Below are 17213 nucleotides of genomic sequence, written 5' to 3' on the forward strand. Positions count from 1 at the left end.
AAATTATGATCTGGGGCAGTTTGGCAAGTGGTTCGGCTTGTGTATGCTCCGTCCACGTTTCCGGGCGCATGCTCACACTTATAAGAACAAGAACGTTGCCTATGACCCTCAGCTTCGACCTGTCGGGCCCCTCCGTGGAGCCTCGGGTGATCCGCAAGCTTTACGCCACCCAGATGGCGGTCGAGCGCACGCGCCTTCTTTATCAGGGTTCGCTGTTACCCACCCTGTTCATGTTGATCAATGGTCTGGTCTGCGCCGGTCTGCTCTGGAGTCCGCAGCGTTATTTCGTGGTCAGCGTCTGGCTGGTGTGGCTGTTGTCGCTGGTGGCCCTGCGAGTGATTCAGGTCGCCGCGTTCGACTCGGCGATCCCTGATCGTCAGGCCCAGCCGATCTGGGGGCGGATGTTCCTGCTCGGCTCGACCATGACCGGCCTGACCCTGGCCGGCGCCGGCATCGCCCTGGTGCCCGCCGACAATTTCATGCAGCAGGCCTGGGTATTCGGCCTGATCGGCGCCGCGACCCTGTCGGCGAGCGTGGCCTACGCCGTGAGCATTCCGGCGTTTCTTTCCTTTACCTTGCCGTGCCTGTTGCCGGCCATCGGCTACCTGTTCTGGGGCGGTGACGAACTGGCGCGCGGCTGGGGCTGGCTCGGGCTGATCCTGCTCGGGTCGCTGAGCGTGGTGGCGTGGCAGGTCAACCGGCTGATCGATCGTGGTTTGCTGCGGCGCTTCCAGAACCAGCACCTGATCGAGCACCTGCAACAAGCGCAAACCCGCAGCGAACAGCTCAATCTGGAACTGGCGAAGGAAATCGAACACCGTCGTTGCGCCGAGGGCAAGCTGCGTGAAGCTCAGGTCGAGCTGGAAGACCGGGTCGCTCAGCGCAGCCGGGAACTGGACGTCGCCAACCAGGCGCTGAGCAAGAGCGAGGCGCGCCTGGCGCTGGCGTTGAAGGCCAGTGAGCTGGGACTGTGGGACTGGAACCTGCAGACCGACGAAGTTCACCACACGCAAATCCAGGAACTGTTCGGTCTGGATCCGGAATACGTCACCGGACTGCTCAGGCATCTGCGGCCGCGCCTGCATCCGGAGGATGTGCCACCACTCAAGCGGGCGTTGATCGAGCACTTGAAGGGCCGCACCGAGGATTATCAGATCGAATACCGCGTGCGCCATGGCGACGGTCACTGGGTCTGGATCGAAGACCGTGGCCGGGCAGTGGAGCGCGACGAGGACGGCCGGGTCATCCGCATGGTCGGCACCCGCCGCGACATCAGCGTCAGCAAAAGCCTGGAAGCCCAGCAGCAACTGGCGGCGACGGTGTTCGAGGCCGCCAGCGAAGGCATCGTGATCCTCGACCCGAATTATTCGCTGATCGCCGTCAATCAGGCTTTCAGCCGGGTCACCGGTTACGACATCGACGACATGCTCGGGCGCAATGTCGTTGAGTTGCCGTGCAGTCGCGATGCCCGCAGACATTACGTCGCGATCCGCCACGCGCTGGAGCAGAACGGCAGCTGGCAGGGTGAACTGGTGGAAACCCGCAAGAACGGCGAGCTCTATCCGCAGTGGCTGCAATTGAATGCCGTGCGCGACAGTCGGGGAAGTGTGAGCCATATCGTCGGCTTCTTCGCCGATCTGTCGGCGCGCCGCGAATCCGAGGAGCGCATGCGCTACCTGACCCACTACGACGAACTCACCGGTCTGGCCAACCGCTCGCTGTTCCGCGAACGCCTGCACGAAGCCCATCAGCGCGTGCGGCAGGGCGGGCGCCGGAGTCTGGCGTTGCTGCACATCAATCTGGATCGCTTCAAGCTGCTCAACGACAGTCTCGGCCATGAGATTGCTGACCAATTGCTGCAAAAGATGTCCCGTCGTCTGGTCAGTGCTCTGCCGGAGGCCGACACCATTGCCCGGTTGTCCGGTGATGAGTTTGCGGTACTGTTCGACGCCTACGGCAACCTGTCGAGCCTGGCGCGGGTCGCCACGCGACTGTCGACCAAGCTGCGTTTGCCGTTGACTGTGGAAGGACATGAACTGGTGGTCAGCGCCTCGATGGGCATCAGCATGCTGCCGGACAATGCGCGGGAGATTTCCGCGCTGGTCAGCCAGTCGAACATGGCCATGCAGCATGCCAAGCACCTGGGCGGCAACAATTTTCAGTTCTACACCGACAGTCTGCAGGCCAGCACGCTGGAGCGTTTGCAGCTGGAAAACCAGCTGCGCAAAGCCATCGAAGACAAGCAGCTCAACGTCTTTTATCAACCGAAACTGTGCCTGGCGACCGGTCGTCTCAATGCGGCAGAGGCGCTGGTGCGCTGGGACCACCCGACCATGGGCCGGGTGCCGCCGGGGGACTTCATCGGTCTGGCCGAAGAGACAGGGCTGATCGGGCCGATCGGCGAGTTTGTACTGCGTCAGGCCTGCTGGCAGGCGTGCGAATGGCAGCGTCAGGGACTGGCGCCGATCCGGGTATCGGTGAACCTGTCGGTGCATCAGCTGCGTCAGGGCAAACTGGTCAGTCTGGTGCGTCAGGTGCTGGAGGAAACCGGCCTGGCGCCGCACTACCTCGAACTGGAGCTGACCGAAAGTCAGTTGCTCGACAGCGTCGAATACATCATCGCCGCGTTCCAGCAGTTGCGGGATCTGGGAGTGAAACTGGCCATCGACGATTTCGGCACCGGCTATTCATCGCTGAGCTATCTGAAACGGATTCCGGTGGACTACGTGAAGATCGATCAGGCCTTTATTCGCGGGTTGGGTGAGGGAAGCGAAGACGCAGCGATCACCCGGGCGATCATTGCGATGGCTCATGGACTGTCACTGAAAGTTGTCGCCGAAGGTGTCGAGCGATCCGAGCAGTTGGCATTTCTGAAAGCTGAAGGTTGCGACGAAGTGCAGGGCTATCTGATCAGCCGTCCGGTGGAGGCGGTCGGCCTTGCCGCGTTGCTGCGTGAACAGGAAAAACCGCTGTAAGGGCTACATACAGCGCATGTCGCCTGATCCGGGGGTATCGAGTTACGCATTGAGCAGGCAAAAAGCCGATTCATGTAGTATAACTACAAGCTTGCTACATCCCTGGCATCTGGCCACAGCACATCTTTCCATAACAAGAGTCCAGCCCCTTGAATCTGCTGCAACACATCGCCCAGTCACGTCACCTGTTACGCAAGTCGGAGCTCAAGGTCGCCGACCACGTGCTGCTTGACCCTGCGGCAGTGATGCACAGTTCCATGGCCGACCTGGCCCACAGCGTCGGCATCAGCGAGCCGACCATCGTGCGCTTCTGCCGGGCCATCGGCTGTTCCGGTTTCCAGGATCTGAAACTCAAGCTCGCGCAAAGCCTCGCGGCCGGCGCCAGCTTCGGTCAGTTCGCGATCCATGAAGACGACTCTGTCGCCGACTACAGCCTGAAGATTTTCGACACCACGTTGCACACGCTGATGGAGGTTCGCGAGAAGCTCGATCCTCTGGAGCTGCAACGGGCGGTGACGCTGATGTCCCAGGCCCAGCGTGTCGAGTTCTACGGCTTTGGTGCGTCAGGCGCGGTGGCGGCGGATGCGCAGCACAAGTTCTTCCGTCTGCTGCTGACGGCGGCGGCATATTCCGACCCGCACATGCAGGCAATGTCGGCGGTGACACTGAAGCCCACCGACGTGGCGATCTGCATTTCCCAGTCCGGCCGTTCCAAAGACCTGCTGATCACCGCCAACCTCGTTCGCGAGAGTGGTGCGTCGCTGATCACCTTGTGCCCGAGCCAGACACCGCTGGCTGAGCTGTCGACCGTCAACCTGGCGATCGATGTTCACGAAGACACCGAAATCTATACCCCTCTGACCTCGCGTATCGCTCATCTGGTGGTGATCGACGTACTGGCGATGGGCGTGGCCATGGCGCGCGGGCCGAGCCTGGTCAACCACCTCAAGAGCGTCAAGCGCAGTCTGCGCAGCCTGCGGCTGTCGCCAAAGTCGGTGAAAGCACTGGATGACTGACGTCATCGCAAGGTCGTTCCGACCTTGATCGCGAGCAAGCTCGCTCCCACATTTGATTTCGATATGACACAGAGTTTGTGTACGTAAAACATCCCTTGTGGGAGCGAACTTGCTCGCGATGGCGGCCTCAAAAACGCCATCGCCATTTGCAAGTTCATCGCACTGTCATCCCCCCGCAGCCAAATCGTCATCCACCGCGCCTATCGTGAAACTCCCGTACTCGCCTTGGGAGACTCGAAATGGCTCAGCCCTACGAAGAACGCAACAGCGCCGCGAAAACCCGCCGTCAGCAGGAAGACCAGCGCCGCATGGAATTTCGCCGCGCCATCGAAGATCGCTTCGAACTTCGCCAGCTTCAGAGCGAGATCAGCGATTTTCCCGAGGACATCGAACTCAACTACTGGCAGGCAGCGCCAGCAGCTTCCCGTCGAAGCGCTCAACCAGCGCGCTGATTTGCACCCGTTCGCTGCGGATAAACGCCAGGAAGGCGTGGGCCACCGGTGACAGCCGTTTGGCTTTGGCTTGCACCAGGCACCAACTGCGAAACAGCGGCAATTCTTCGACCGGCAGCTCCACCAGGCCGCCGGTCGCCAGCTCCAGGTTCAGGGCGTGGCGCGTCAACAGCGCCAGGCCCAGACCTGCGACTACGCATTCACGCTGGGCTTCGGCCGACGCCACTTCCTGGGTCTGGGTGAAGTGCACGCGCTTCTCCTTGAAATACTCTTCGCAGGCCAGTCGCGTACCCGAGCCGGGTTCGCGGATCAGCAAGGTGTAAGGTTCCAGATCCTGCAAGCGCAGCGGGCCCATGTGCGCCAGCGGATGATCCGGGCGTGCCACGGCGACGATCGGGTTGTTGAGGAACGGCAGAAATTCCAGGCCCATGTCCTGCGGCACCATCGACATGATCACCAGATCGTCGCGGTTGTCGGAGAGGCGGCGGATCACCTGGCCACGGTTGACCACCGTCAGTTGCAGGTTCACTTCCGGATGCTGGCGCTTGAACGCTGCGAACAGGTGCGGCACGAAGTATTTGGCGCTCGATTCCACCGCCAGTTTCAACTGGCCCTGCAGTGAGCCCTGCATGTCCGACAGCTGCATGTCGAGGTTTTCCAGTCGGCCGAAGATGTCCCGGCTGGCACGCTGGAGTGCTTCGGCCGCTTCGGTCATGTAGAGTTTTTTGCCGACGTAATCGAACAATGGTTGGCCGATCAGCTCTTCAAGCTGACGAATCTGTAGGCTGACGGCCGGTTGTGTGAGCGACATTTCGTCGGCTGCGCGGCTGTAGGAGCGTAAATCACACACTTCGTTGAAGATCTGCAATTGACGCAATGTCATACGCATCAAGGACTTACGCATTTTCTACCGACTCTGGCCGTTGGCTGATGAGTTGACTATAAGTCTTTACTTATGCCTGACCCAATTTTTATTCATTTTTGTTAATCCCTTGTCAGCGCTAGTGTGGAGCCGAGACCAGATTGAAACATTTGGTCACGTGCCGACCTGGGTCTAGCAGGTCGTGGTGCCACCGGCTCAAGGGAACCTCCAAGTGATAACAAAGATCCTGATCGCCAACCGTGGTGAGATTGCCGTACGAATCGTGCGTGCCTGCGCCGAGATGGGCATCCGCTCGGTCGCGATCTATTCCGACGCCGACCGGCACGCCTTGCATGTGAAGCGTGCGGACGAGGCCCACAGCATTGGTGCCGAGCCGCTGGCCGGTTACCTGAACCCGCGCAAGCTGGTGAACCTGGCCGTGGAAACCGGCTGCGATGCGTTGCACCCCGGCTACGGTTTCCTCTCGGAAAACGCTGAGCTGGCAGACATCTGCGCCGAACGCGGCATCAAATTCATCGGTCCGGCGGCGGAAGTCATCCGCCGCATGGGCGACAAGACCGAAGCGCGCCGCAGCATGATCAAGGCTGGCGTGCCGGTCACGCCGGGCACCGAAGGCAACGTCTCGGGCATCGAGGAAGCGTTGAGCGAGGGCGACCGCATTGGTTACCCGGTGATGCTCAAGGCCACTTCCGGTGGTGGCGGGCGCGGTATCCGTCGCTGCAACAGCCGAGAAGAACTCGAACAGAACTTCCCTCGCGTCATTTCCGAAGCCACCAAGGCCTTCGGTTCGGCGGAAGTGTTCCTGGAAAAGTGCATCGTCAATCCCAAGCACATCGAAGCGCAGATCCTCGGCGACAGCTTCGGCAACGTCGTGCATCTTTTCGAACGTGACTGCTCGATCCAGCGCCGCAACCAGAAGCTGATCGAAATCGCCCCGAGCCCGCAGCTGACCCCGGAACAGCGCGCCTACATCGGCGACCTGTCGGTGCGCGCAGCCAAGGCCGTGGGTTACGAGAACGCCGGCACCGTGGAGTTCCTGCTCGCCGAGGGCGAGGTGTACTTCATGGAGATGAACACCCGGGTGCAGGTGGAACACACCATTACCGAAGAAATCACCGGGATCGACATCGTTCGCGAACAAATCCGCATCGCTTCCGGCCTGCCGCTGTCGGTGAAGCAGGAAGACATTCAGCATCGCGGTTTTGCCCTGCAGTTCCGGATCAACGCCGAGGACCCGAAAAACAACTTCCTGCCGAGCTTCGGCAAGATCACGCGCTACTACGCCCCCGGCGGCCCCGGCGTGCGCACCGACACGGCAATCTACACCGGCTACACCATCCCGCCGTTCTACGACTCGATGTGCCTGAAACTGGTGGTCTGGGCACTGACCTGGGAAGAGGCGATGGATCGTGGCCTGCGCGCCCTCGACGACATGCGTCTGCAAGGCGTGAAGACCACCGCCGCGTACTACCAGGAAATCCTGCGCAACCCGGAATTCCGTAGCGGCCAGTTCAATACCAGCTTCGTCGAAAGCCACCCTGAATTGACCAACTACTCGATCAAGCGCAAACCCGAAGAGCTGGCCCTGGCCATCGCCGCCGCCATCGCCGCCCACGCAGGCCTGTGAGGAATACAAGAATGAGCAAGAAAATCTTTGTCACCGATACCATCCTGCGCGACGCTCACCAATCGCTGCTCGCCACCCGCATGCGCACCGAAGACATGCTGCCGATCTGCGACAAGCTCGACAAGGTCGGCTACTGGTCGCTGGAATGCTGGGGCGGCGCGACCTTCGACGCCTGCGTGCGCTTCCTGAAAGAAGACCCGTGGGAGCGTCTGCGCCAGCTGCGTGCGGCGCTGCCCAACACTCGTCTTCAGATGCTTCTGCGCGGGCAGAACCTGCTGGGCTACCGCCACTACAGCGATGACGTGGTCAAGGCGTTCGTTGCCAAGGCCGCGGTCAACGGCATCGACGTGTTCCGCATCTTCGACGCGATGAACGACGTGCGTAACCTGCGCGTGGCGATCGAAGCGGTGAAAGCTGCCGGCAAGCACGCTCAGGGCACCATCGCCTACACCACCAGCCCGGTGCACACCATCGACGCGTTCGTCGCTCAGGCCAAGCAAATGGAAGCCATGGGTTGCGACTCGGTGGCGATCAAGGACATGGCCGGTCTGCTGACCCCGTATGCGACCGGTGAACTGGTGCGTGCACTGAAAGCCGAACAGTCGCTGCCAGTGTTCATCCACTCCCACGACACCGCCGGCCTGGCCGCAATGTGCCAACTCAAGGCCATTGAAAACGGTGCCGACCACATCGACACCGCGATCTCCAGCTTCGCTTCGGGCACCAGCCACCCTGGGACGGAATCGATGGTTGCTGCGCTCAAAGGAACCGAGTTCGATACCGGTCTGAACCTGGAGCTGCTGCAAGAGATCGGCCTGTACTTCTATGCCGTGCGCAAGAAGTACCACCAGTTCGAAAGCGAATTCACTGCCGTCGACACCCGCGTTCAAGTCAATCAGGTGCCGGGCGGGATGATTTCCAACCTGGCCAACCAATTGAAAGAGCAGGGCGCTCTGAACCGCATGGGCGAAGTGCTGGCAGAGATTCCGCGCGTGCGTGAAGACCTCGGCTTCCCGCCGCTGGTGACCCCGACTTCGCAGATCGTCGGCACCCAGGCGTTCTTCAACGTGCTGGCCGGCGAGCGCTACAAGACCATCACCAACGAGGTGAAGCTCTACCTGCAAGGCGGCTACGGCAAGGCGCCGGGCACCGTGAACGAGAAGCTGCGTCGCCAGGCCATCGGCAGCGAAGAGGTGATCGACGTACGTCCGGCCGATCTGCTCAAGCCGGAGATGACCAAGCTGCGCGCCGATATCGGCGCTCTGGCTACATCCGAAGAAGACGTGCTGACCTTCGCCATGTTTCCGGACATCGGCCGCAAGTTCCTCGAAGAGCGTGCCGCCGGCACCCTCACCCCGGAAGTGCTGCTGCCGATCCCGGAAGCGGGCAAGGTGGCTTCGGCCGGCGGCGAAGGTGTACCGACCGAGTTCGTCATCGACGTCCACGGCGAAACCTATCGCGTGGACATCACCGGTGTCGGCGTCAAGGCTGAAGGCAAGCGTCACTTCTACCTGTCCATCGACGGCATGCCGGAAGAGGTGGTGTTCGAACCGCTCAACGAATTCGTCGGCGGCGGTAGCAGCAAGCGCAAGCAGGCTTCGGCACCGGGCCACGTCAGCACCACCATGCCGGGCAATATCGTCGATGTGCTGGTCAAGGAAGGCGACACCGTCAAGGCGGGCCAGGCCGTGCTGATCACCGAAGCGATGAAGATGGAAACCGAAGTCCAGGCCGCGATTGCCGGCAAGGTCACCGCCATCCATGTTGCCAAGGGCGACCGGGTGAATCCGGGCGAAATCCTGATCGAGATCGAAGGCTGAGATAACGGCCTCGATACAACGCTTTAAACCTCGGGGGGGCATGTGCTCCCCTTTTTTTTGCTTTTCAGGCACTGCCGCAAGGTGCGGCAGCGCCTGGCCGGAACTCAGAACGCCATTCGCCACTGGCCCGAAATGCCGTGGTTGCGGCTGTCGGTACCGATCTCACCCGACAAGCCAACACCGAGTGTGTGGTTGGACGAGACGGCCAGATCAAGACCGGTGTCGAGCGTCAGGCTATTGCGATCCAGCTCTGCGCCGTAAACGGTGTAGTCATGGCCGCCGGTGACCAGACGTTGCCGGGTGCTGGTATAGGTCTCGCCGTACACGTGTTTCCACCCAGCGCTGAATCGTGGCGTGAGGCGCATGCCGTTATCCAGCGTGCTGACTTTCGCCATGCGCAGGCCGACGGTGGTGTTGAAGTTGCCTTGGGATTGAGCGTGAACCTTGAGCGCCGCCGCTCCGCCTTTCTCTGTGTAGCCGTCACGCTGGTAGCGTTGGTAGCCGAGGCCGACAAACGGTTCGATGCTGACGTTGGCCCTCCCCAGGTTGTATCCCGACTCGATGAACGCTTGTTGGGTACTGGCCTGGTAGTTGCCTTTGAGTCGGTCATGGAAGCGGCCGAACGCGACTTCGCGACGGGTGTTGCCTTCATGGTTGCTCCAGGCTGCGCCGAGCCGAAGTGATAGCGGGCCGGCCTGGCGCAAGGCGTAGGCACCGAGGTGCCAACTGTCGAGATCGCCGTCCAGCTCCTTGCTGTCGATGCGCGTGTCGGAGGTGCCGCCCATCAAGCCCAGGTGCCATGTTTCATCGAGGCGCCAGTCGGCGCCGAGCAGCAGCCCTTTGGTGGAGTGCTGCATCGGTTCAAATTCGCGATCGAGTTTCCCGCTGTGACCGATGGCTTGCAGCCACACCCTGCCGGTGTCTGCGTTGCCGGCCACATGGCGTGGTGAGTTTCCCGTCGAGTCGTGGGCATTGTCGAGTTGATGCATGGCCGACAGCAGGCTGGCGCTGACCGGCGTGACGCTGTTCAGGGTCGCATTGGCGAGTTTGGCATTGCTGCCGCCCGCCAGTTGAAAGTAGGCGAGGGTGGCCGTGTATTCGTCGGCAGCGAGCAGGGCGTCGATGGCTGCGTTGCCTGAAGTGGACACCTCTTTGGATTCGGGGGTTGCTGGCGCTTCGCTCAGAACGGGTTGTGCTGGAGGCGTTGGTTTTTCAATGCTTGCTTCAAGTGCACTGCCGCTCTTTGTAGTGGCGACTCTCTTGGCGTGGAGGTCATCGGCTGCATGAAGTGGCGCGGTTGGAGTCTCAGTGCTGGTAGGGAGGGCTTGCGGTGGTGGAGCAATCTTTTCCTCACTCACTGTTTCTGCCATGAGAAGCGGAGCAGGTTTCACCTTAGGAGGTGTGCGCGGGCTCCTGGTTTTCACCTCTTTCGCGACGGGCGCGTCCGGCTCCGGCTGCTCCGCTAGAGAAAATTCCACGCAACCGACTGCCAGCGCAACCGCCAGGACAAGATGTTGGAGCTTGTATTTGCATTGAATGGGCATTCAGTTCGTCTCATGTGAAAAGAGAACAAACTGTAAAAGTCGGTGCCAATGCGCCGATGCCGGGCAATTCCGAACCGTGTGCAGGTGATGGCGTCTGCGTTTGTAGCTCGGTCGTCGGCGGGAGGCGAGCCCGCCATGATTACCCAACCATCCAGACGCCTTTACCTACAACGCCCGCTGAAATCCGGATTGGCGAAATCTCAAAAACTCATCTGCCACTGCCCGACCAACCCGTGATTGCGACTGTTGTTGCCAATCTCGCCGCTGTAACCAAACCCCAGCGTATGCCGCGCCGAAACGCCCAGATCCAGCCCCGCTTCCAGCACCAGACTGTCCCGATCCAGAGAGCTGCCATCGACGCTGAACGCCGTGCCGCCGACGACGAATGCCTGGCGGGTCGAGCTGCTGACATCGCCGTAGGTGTGCTTCCAGCCAGCGGCCATCCGTGGGGTCAGGCTCATGCCATTGTCCAGCGAGCTGAGGTGCGCCAGGCGAACGCCGAAGGTGCTGCTGAAGTTGTCCTGGGTCTGGCTGTCGACCTGCAAGGCCGCCGCGCCGCCCTTTTCCTGATAGCGGTCGCGGTGATAGCGCTGGTAGCCGAGGCTGGCGAACGGTTCGGCGCTGAGGCGGCCGCTGCCCATGGCGTAGCCGAGTTCGGCGAAGGCTTGCTGGCTGTCGGCATCGTAATCACCTTTGGGACGATCACTGAAACCATTGAACGCGATGGTGCGTTTGCTTTCGCCCTGATGGCCGCTGTATGCGGCGCCCAGACGCAGGGCCAGCGGGCCGTTTTGATGCAGCGCATAAACGCCGGCGTGCCAGCTCTCGACATTGCCGTCGACACCGGTGGCGTCCAGGTCGGTCTTCGAGTAACCGCCGAGCACGCCCAGTCGCCATTGTGGATTCAATGCCCAGTCGGCACCGAGCACGCTGCCCTTGGTGCGTTGTTCCAGACCGCTGCTGCCGTGCTCGCCATCGAGCTTGCCGTAGCCGCCGATGGCCTGCAGCCAGAGCCGGCCCCGGGCGTTCGGATCATTCAGGTTGCGCGCTTCGGACGGTACGCCGTTGGCGGCGAGGATCGGGGTGTTGCGCTGATCGAGGCCGACCATCAAGCCGGGACTGCCGCCCATCTGCTGCATCGCCGAGAGCATGCTGCTGCCGATCTGGCTGCTGGCGCCGAGGGTGGCGCTGGTCAGATTGGCGTTGCTGGCGCCGGCCAGTTGCTCGATGGCCGCGCCCGCGGTGGATTGGGTGGTGTTGAGCAAGGCGTTGTACAGCGCGTTGTTCTTGCTCATTGAGGCCAGGCTGTTGGCGGCGTTGCTGGCGTTGCCGGTGGCGGCGAATTCATTGAACGCCACGTCATTGCGGGTGTAGGTCAGGTCGACCTGAGTCGGCGTGTAAGCGAGGGTCGGCGTGAGGAACGCGTAGTCGCTGGTGACCGCGCCGAACGTGCCGTTGACCCGCGCAGCCTGCAGCACCGTGTAGTGGCTCTGCCACGGATAGGCTCCGCTGCCGGGATTGACCGCCAGCGTCGCGCCGTTGAGGTTGGCCGTGCCGCCGACCTGGACCGGTGCGCTGCTGCCATCGGCGTTGACGCCGTAGGCGAGGGTCGAGGCGCTGCCCATGTTCAAGTCGTGCACGACGGTCGCGGTACCGAGGCGGGTGTCGGTGCGCAACGTGCCATTCAGGTTGAGGTTGCCCACCGACCCGCCGCCGGCATACACACCACCGGCGTCCACGGTCAGATTGCCGGCGATACCGCCCTGGTTGATCAGTGTGGCGCCGTTGCGCACGGCACCGCCGTCGCTGAAGTCGCCGCTGCCGGTGAGTGTCCAGGCGCCTTGTTTGACCTCCAGCCATTCAAAGTTGCGGCTGGCACCGAAGCTGCCGCCTGCCGCATCCTCCATCACTACGCGGTCATAACCGCTGCCACCATCGACCATGCCGACAAAGCGGCTGCCGCTGCGCAGGGTCAGATTGTCGTTACCGCCACCCAGGTCCAGCGCCAGGCCATTGCTGCCGCTGAAGGTGCCGCCGTTGATCACGTTGTCGGCGAACTCACCGACTAACTTCACGCCGAAACCGTCGAGGCCTTGAATGGTGCCGTAGTTTTCCAGCGTGGTGGCCGCCAGCCCTGAACCGCCGCTGCCGTCGTCCACCAGAATGGCGCTGTTGGCGCCGCTGATCAGGGCGCCCTTGGCGTTGAGGATATAACCGCCGCCCAGCGCGATGCCTTCACTGCCATTGGCAAAACCGCCCTTGTCCACACCGCCGGCGCCGACGCCCTGGATCGTGCCGTAGTTTTCGATGTGGGCGATCTTGTCGATGTCCACGCCGTCGCCGTCGCCATTGGGTTGCAACCCGGAATACGCGCCGGTGATGGTGCCGTGGTTGATCACCGTGCCGTCGCCATCGGAGCCGAAACCGGAGCCATTGCGCCCGGTGATCTGCCCGTAGTTGACCAGCGTCGCCCCCAGGTCAGTGGTGATGCCGTGCCGGCCACCGGAAATCACGCCGTAGTTGGTCACGCTGACGCCGGTCGCGGTGTCGATATCGATGCCGTCGAACTTCTGGTCGGCGTTGCGCGAGTCTCCGGTCGAGATCTCGCCGTAGTTGCTGATGGTGGCATTGGCGCCGGTCTTCATGCCGTCGCTGGCGTCGCCACGAATCAGTCCGCCCGCACGGTTGATGATCGTGGTTTTCACCCCGTCACTGCGCAACGCATCCAGATCCAGGCCCTGGCCGCTGGTCGAGCGAATGGTGCCGCTGTTGTCGATCAACAGGCTGCCGCTGATGAAGTTGCTGTCGATGCGAATCGCATCATTGGAGCCGAGAATCTGCCCGCCGCTGCGGTTATGGATCGCGTAATTGCGTGCCTGGGTCAGATCGCCGCTGCTGTCGATGGCCCGGCCGCCGGTGGAGATGATCTTGCCGGCGTTATCGATGATCACGCCGACACCGCTGGTGCTGTCCTTGAGGCTTACGGCCTTGCCGCTGTTGGTGATGCTGCCCGGCGCCGAAATCGTCAGCGTGTCGCTGCCGCCCAATGTCTGCGACGCGGTGGTGGCGGTGTCGATCTGCACGGTCTTGCCGTGGGCGGCGCTGGTGGCGATCAACAGGGCGATGGCAAGCGACAGACGCTGGGGCGGGAAGGGCATGGTGAGAACGTCCTTTTTGTTATAAGCGGGGCGTCCTGTATAGCGGAGGGTTTTTACAGAATGATGTCCGTGGCGGACTCAGCGGCATCTGCATTATTTTGCGTTTATTTGGAGGTTTAAATCCTGCATCTGCACTTTACTGCAGATCACTGAGTTTCTCGATCTTCCGAGATGCACTATATTGCATTTTTGGTCAGCCAAACGACCGCAACAATGCATTTAATTGCAGATGAGAGCCGCATGCACAACCTGACATTGCAAATATTCGACGCCGGCAAATGGCACGACGCGATGGTGTTGAGTTTCGACTCGCCCGAGAAAGGCTTCGAAAGCCGTTGCAGCTTTGGTTACGAGTCGGCGTATCTGGTCGAAAACATTGAGTTTATTGGCTCTCCATTTTCCAAAGCCGTGAGTGCGTTGTATCCCCTGGATTGGGAGGGTCGGCGATCCATCACGCCTGCATTCGTGCATGACATTGCACCGGCAGGCGCCGCTAGAAGGTTTCTCCTCGCACGTATGGGGCAGGAGAAACCTGCAGACATCAGTGCTGACCTTTATCTGCTCGGACGCTGCACTCCGGCTCCGATCGGCAACATGCGGATAAAAGAATCAGCCGAGACTGTCGACGAGCGCAAACCCATCGGGTTTCAACGCCAGGATGTCATCAGCCGTGACTACCGGTTTCTTGAATACGCGTATGAAATGGGGGCTGCGATTGGTGGTGCGACAGGGGCTGGAGGCGAAGCGCCCAAGATTCTTCTGGCTGAAGATCGTGCCGGACTTCTTTACCCCGATGCTGTGCTGGACGATGAAAACGTCCGTCAGCACTGGTTTGTGAAGTTTGCCCGGAATAAAGGCAGTCAAACCGATCAAGACATCCTGCGCAGCGAATACCACTACTATCAGGCGCTTCAGGCGCTTGGTATCGAAACCGTCGCTGCGGAAGGTCTGGCGTTAGAGGAAGCGAACAAACCCAGCTTGTGGATGCGGCGTTTTGATCGCCAAGTGACTGAGCGAGGTGTAGAGCGTTTTGCCGTGGAGTCGATCTACTCGCTGGCCGAGGTGACGACGCCAGGGAGCGCTATGAATCATATGGATGTCATTCGCATGCTTGCCAGGCTTTGGCGGGAAGCGGGGCAAGCGCACGAGATTCCGGCACTTGTCGCAGACTATTTGCGTCGGGACCTGATCAACAAGATTCTTGGCAACTCGGATAACCACGGTCGCAACACCGCAATCATTCGTGACGCCGACTCGTACCGTTTGGCCCCCATTTATGACTTGGCCCCCATGGTCATGGATGACGAAGGTGTGACTCGCACGACCAAATGGCCAAAAGAGCTGGAGAGGGCGGGAGATGTCGATTGGCGGGGTGTTTGCCGCGCATTGGCGGATATTTCCGATCCGGATGACCCATTGGCAGCGATGTCCGATGCACCGGAATCTTTCGAGCGGTTGCGTGAAGATGCGCAGTGCCTGGCCGAGTTGCCGGACATATTGAACGCGGGTGGTTTGCCTGAGCGGACAATGAATCATCCGGGCGTCCACCTGAAAAACCTGGAGCAACGTTTGAAAGAGTGGGATTTGAAATGAGCATGACCGTTGCCGAACGCACAGTGCTCATCGAAAGCATCCAGGAAGCGCTGGCTGAAGGAACCGTAGAAATCGGTGAAGCCGTTCGCCGTTTGCGCGTTGAGGTCACCGGGCTGCATCAGACCCAGTTCGCGAAGATGTGCAAAATTTCGGTACGTACGCTGGTGCACATCGAACACGGCGAGGGCAATCAGACGCTCAAATCGCTGAACGCCGTGTTTCGCCCGTTCGGGCTGAAGATGGGGGTGGTGCGGGTTCGACGCGATAACAGCTGAACCCGCAACACACTTAATCTCTATTGAGCTTTAAGCGCGGCACTCAACCAACCCCTTCACCTGCCCCTCGGCCGTCTGATTCTCATCGCTCAACCAGCGCTCGAACCCTGCCGCAATCGCCGGCCATTCCGAGTCCAGAATCGAGTACCACGCGGTGTCGCGGTTCTGGCCCTTGACCACCATGTGCTGGCGAAACACGCCTTCGAAGCTGAAGCCCAGGCGCTCGGCCGCGTATTTGGAGCGGGCGTTGCCGTTGTTGCATTTCCATTCAAGACGACGGTAGCCGAGGGCGAAGGATTCCTTGGCCAGCAGGTAGACCGCCTCGGTGCTTTTCGGCGAACGCTGCATCGGGGCGCCGAAGGTGACGTGGCCGATTTCGATGCGGCCCTGGGCCGGGACAATCGACATCAGGCTGAGGATGCCTTGCACCTGGCCGCTGGCGCGGTCGATGACGCTGAAGAAATACGGATCGCTGTGGGCGGCGTGATTGTTCAGCCAGTCGTTGAAGGCGCTGCGCTCCGGAAACGGGCCGTAGGGCAAATAATCCCAGAGTTTCGGATCGGCGCCGGGGCCTTGCAGAGCGTTGAACAGGTCGTCGCCGTGGCGCGCCGGGTCGAGTTTTTCCAGGCGGATGAAGCGGCCTTCGATCAGGGTGGTGGAGGGCGGCGGCACGCCTTTCCAGTCAGCGAGAGAAATCGTCATGCACGTGGCTCCTTAAATGGCTTTGCGAAACTGGATGAAGCCCGGGCGCTCGGCGATGCGCTCGTAGAGCTGGATCGCGGTGGCGTTGGTTTCATGGGTCAGCCAGTGCACCTTGCAGCAACCGTCGGCCCTGGCGGTGGCGTAGACGTGTTCGATCAGCAGCCGGCCGACGCCGGTGCCACGGGTTTGCGGCTCCACCAGCAGGTCTTGCAGGTAGCAGGAGTTTTCGATGCTCCAGTTCGAACGATGGTAGATGAAGTGCACCATGCCCACCGCTTTGCCGTCGGCCCAGGCGAGGGCGGCGTGGGTCGGTTCGTTCGGGTCGAGAAAACGCTGCCAGGTGCTTTGGCTGACGGTGTCCGGCAGCTCGGTGTTGTAGAAGCGCAGGTAGGCCTGCCACAGCGGCAGCCAGGCCGCGTGATCGGCAGCACTGACCGGACGGATGTCGATCTGACTCATGGTGATTTCCTTAACGCATCAAGTGAGCGAGGGTTTGATCGTTGATGTCGGGGCTGGCAGCCAGGCCTTCGCGCACGCCGGCGATATCTTCGGCGCTGCGGTTCTGGCTGAGCTTGCGCTTGCCTTCGAGGCGCTCGATCGGAATGGCGAAACCGACGATGGCCTTGAGCATGCCGTCGATGTAATCGGCCGGGGCATCGTCGACCGACCACGGTTGGGCGCGGCCCGCTTCATGGCGATCGGTGAGGGTGCTGACGATGTCCAGCAGCCGACCGCCATCGCTGAAGGTTTCGGCGTGACCGTAGGCGTGCACGGCGACGTAGTTCCAGGTCGGCACGACTTTGCCGTGCTCGGCCTTGCTCGGGTAAAAGCCCGGGCTGACGTAGGCATCGGCACCGGGAAAAATCAGCATGGCCTCGGCGCCGTCACGCAGGTCTTTCCACTGCGGATTGGCCTTGGCCAGATGCCCGTACAGCGTGCCGTTCGGACCTTGCTCGCGATGCAGCAGCACCGGCACATGACTGGCCTGCAAGCCTTGTTCGCCGTGGGTCACCAGGATGGCGAGGCGGGTGGCGAGGATCAGTTCGTGCAGTTGGGACAAGTCGTCGATGGCAAAGGCGCGGGGCGTGTACATGGAGAAAATTTCCTTGGCGAATGCCTGCATCGTAGGCAGGCTATTGGTCTGTTGTAAGAGCCATTGATGACCAAT

13 protein-coding genes are annotated in these 17213 nt (G+C 61.2%); 7 read left to right on the top strand and 6 right to left on the bottom strand.

Annotated features, from left to right (window positions below; all coding sequences use genetic code 11):
- Positions 1-101 precede the first annotated feature (101 nt).
- From MKZ87_RS22850 to MKZ87_RS22860, 3 genes are all read left to right on the top strand, one after another.
- Positions 102-2975 carry a putative bifunctional diguanylate cyclase/phosphodiesterase gene (locus MKZ87_RS22850; protein ID WP_085702279.1) on the top strand — a complete coding sequence of 958 codons (2874 nt, stop codon included), beginning with the start codon at positions 102-104 and terminating at the stop codon, positions 2973-2975.
- Positions 2976-3124: 149 nt separating this feature from the next.
- Positions 3125-3991, top strand: coding sequence for a transcriptional regulator HexR (gene hexR, locus MKZ87_RS22855; protein WP_007954250.1), 867 nt, complete (start codon positions 3125-3127; stop codon positions 3989-3991).
- 239 nt (positions 3992-4230) lie between these two features.
- Positions 4231-4443, top strand: a complete 213-nt coding sequence (locus tag MKZ87_RS22860; protein WP_007962241.1) for a PA3496 family putative envelope integrity protein — start codon at positions 4231-4233, stop codon at positions 4441-4443.
- On the opposite strand, the gene MKZ87_RS22865 is transcribed toward MKZ87_RS22860, so the two are convergent.
- Complete coding sequence (locus MKZ87_RS22865; RefSeq protein WP_085702280.1) at positions 4385-5347, bottom strand: LysR family transcriptional regulator; 963 nt, start codon at positions 5345-5347, stop codon at positions 4385-4387. The genes MKZ87_RS22860 and MKZ87_RS22865 overlap by 59 nt on opposite strands.
- A 190-nt stretch (positions 5348-5537) precedes the next feature.
- Here MKZ87_RS22865 and MKZ87_RS22870 point away from each other — a divergent pair, with 190 nt between their 5' ends.
- Both MKZ87_RS22870 and oadA read left to right on the top strand, forming a co-directional pair.
- Entirely contained in the window at positions 5538-6953 is a 1416-nt protein-coding gene (locus MKZ87_RS22870; protein ID WP_085696723.1) for an acetyl-CoA carboxylase biotin carboxylase subunit, read from the top strand.
- 11 nt (positions 6954-6964) lie between these two features.
- The gene (gene oadA, locus MKZ87_RS22875) at positions 6965-8773 is read left to right on the top strand and encodes a sodium-extruding oxaloacetate decarboxylase subunit alpha (RefSeq protein ID WP_085696724.1); all 1809 of its coding nucleotides are present in this window, start codon (positions 6965-6967) and stop codon (positions 8771-8773) included.
- A gap of 104 nt (positions 8774-8877) precedes the next feature.
- On the opposite strand, the gene MKZ87_RS22880 is transcribed toward oadA, so the two are convergent.
- Entirely contained in the window at positions 8878-9921 is a 1044-nt protein-coding gene (locus tag MKZ87_RS22880) for an autotransporter outer membrane beta-barrel domain-containing protein (RefSeq protein ID WP_371918962.1), read from the bottom strand.
- Between the two features lie 596 nt (positions 9922-10517).
- The gene (locus MKZ87_RS22885; RefSeq protein ID WP_085702282.1) at positions 10518-13475 is read right to left on the bottom strand and encodes an autotransporter outer membrane beta-barrel domain-containing protein; all 2958 of its coding nucleotides are present in this window, start codon (positions 13473-13475) and stop codon (positions 10518-10520) included.
- A 240-nt stretch (positions 13476-13715) separates the two neighbouring features.
- Between MKZ87_RS22885 and MKZ87_RS22890 the strand changes: the two genes are divergently transcribed.
- Both MKZ87_RS22890 and MKZ87_RS22895 read left to right on the top strand, forming a co-directional pair.
- Positions 13716-15068: a HipA domain-containing protein gene (locus MKZ87_RS22890; protein WP_085702387.1), complete on the top strand. Its 1353-nt coding sequence runs from the start codon at positions 13716-13718 to the stop codon at positions 15066-15068.
- A complete protein-coding gene (locus MKZ87_RS22895; RefSeq protein ID WP_085702283.1) occupies positions 15065-15343 on the top strand; it encodes a helix-turn-helix domain-containing protein in 279 nt (92 codons plus the stop codon). The genes MKZ87_RS22890 and MKZ87_RS22895 overlap by 4 nt, the downstream gene beginning before the upstream one ends.
- A 30-nt stretch (positions 15344-15373) precedes the next feature.
- On the opposite strand, the gene MKZ87_RS22900 is transcribed toward MKZ87_RS22895, so the two are convergent.
- From MKZ87_RS22900 to MKZ87_RS22910, 3 genes are read right to left on the bottom strand one after another with little or no spacing between them, the layout of a single operon-like run.
- Positions 15374-16045 carry a GNAT family N-acetyltransferase gene (locus MKZ87_RS22900; RefSeq protein ID WP_085702284.1) on the bottom strand — a complete coding sequence of 224 codons (672 nt, stop codon included), beginning with the start codon at positions 16043-16045 and terminating at the stop codon, positions 15374-15376.
- Positions 16046-16057: 12 nt separating this feature from the next.
- A complete protein-coding gene (locus MKZ87_RS22905) occupies positions 16058-16504 on the bottom strand; it encodes a GNAT family N-acetyltransferase (protein WP_085702285.1) in 447 nt (148 codons plus the stop codon).
- A gap of 10 nt (positions 16505-16514) precedes the next feature.
- Positions 16515-17138 (bottom strand): FMN-binding negative transcriptional regulator, encoded by a 624-nt coding sequence (locus MKZ87_RS22910; RefSeq protein WP_085702286.1) that lies wholly within the window; start codon positions 17136-17138, stop codon positions 16515-16517.
- Between the last annotated feature and the right edge of the window lie 75 nt (positions 17139-17213).

Origin of the sequence: Pseudomonas sp. MCal1, assembly GCF_026341415.1 — a bacterium.
Taxonomy (GTDB): Bacteria; Pseudomonadota; Gammaproteobacteria; order Pseudomonadales; family Pseudomonadaceae; genus Aquipseudomonas.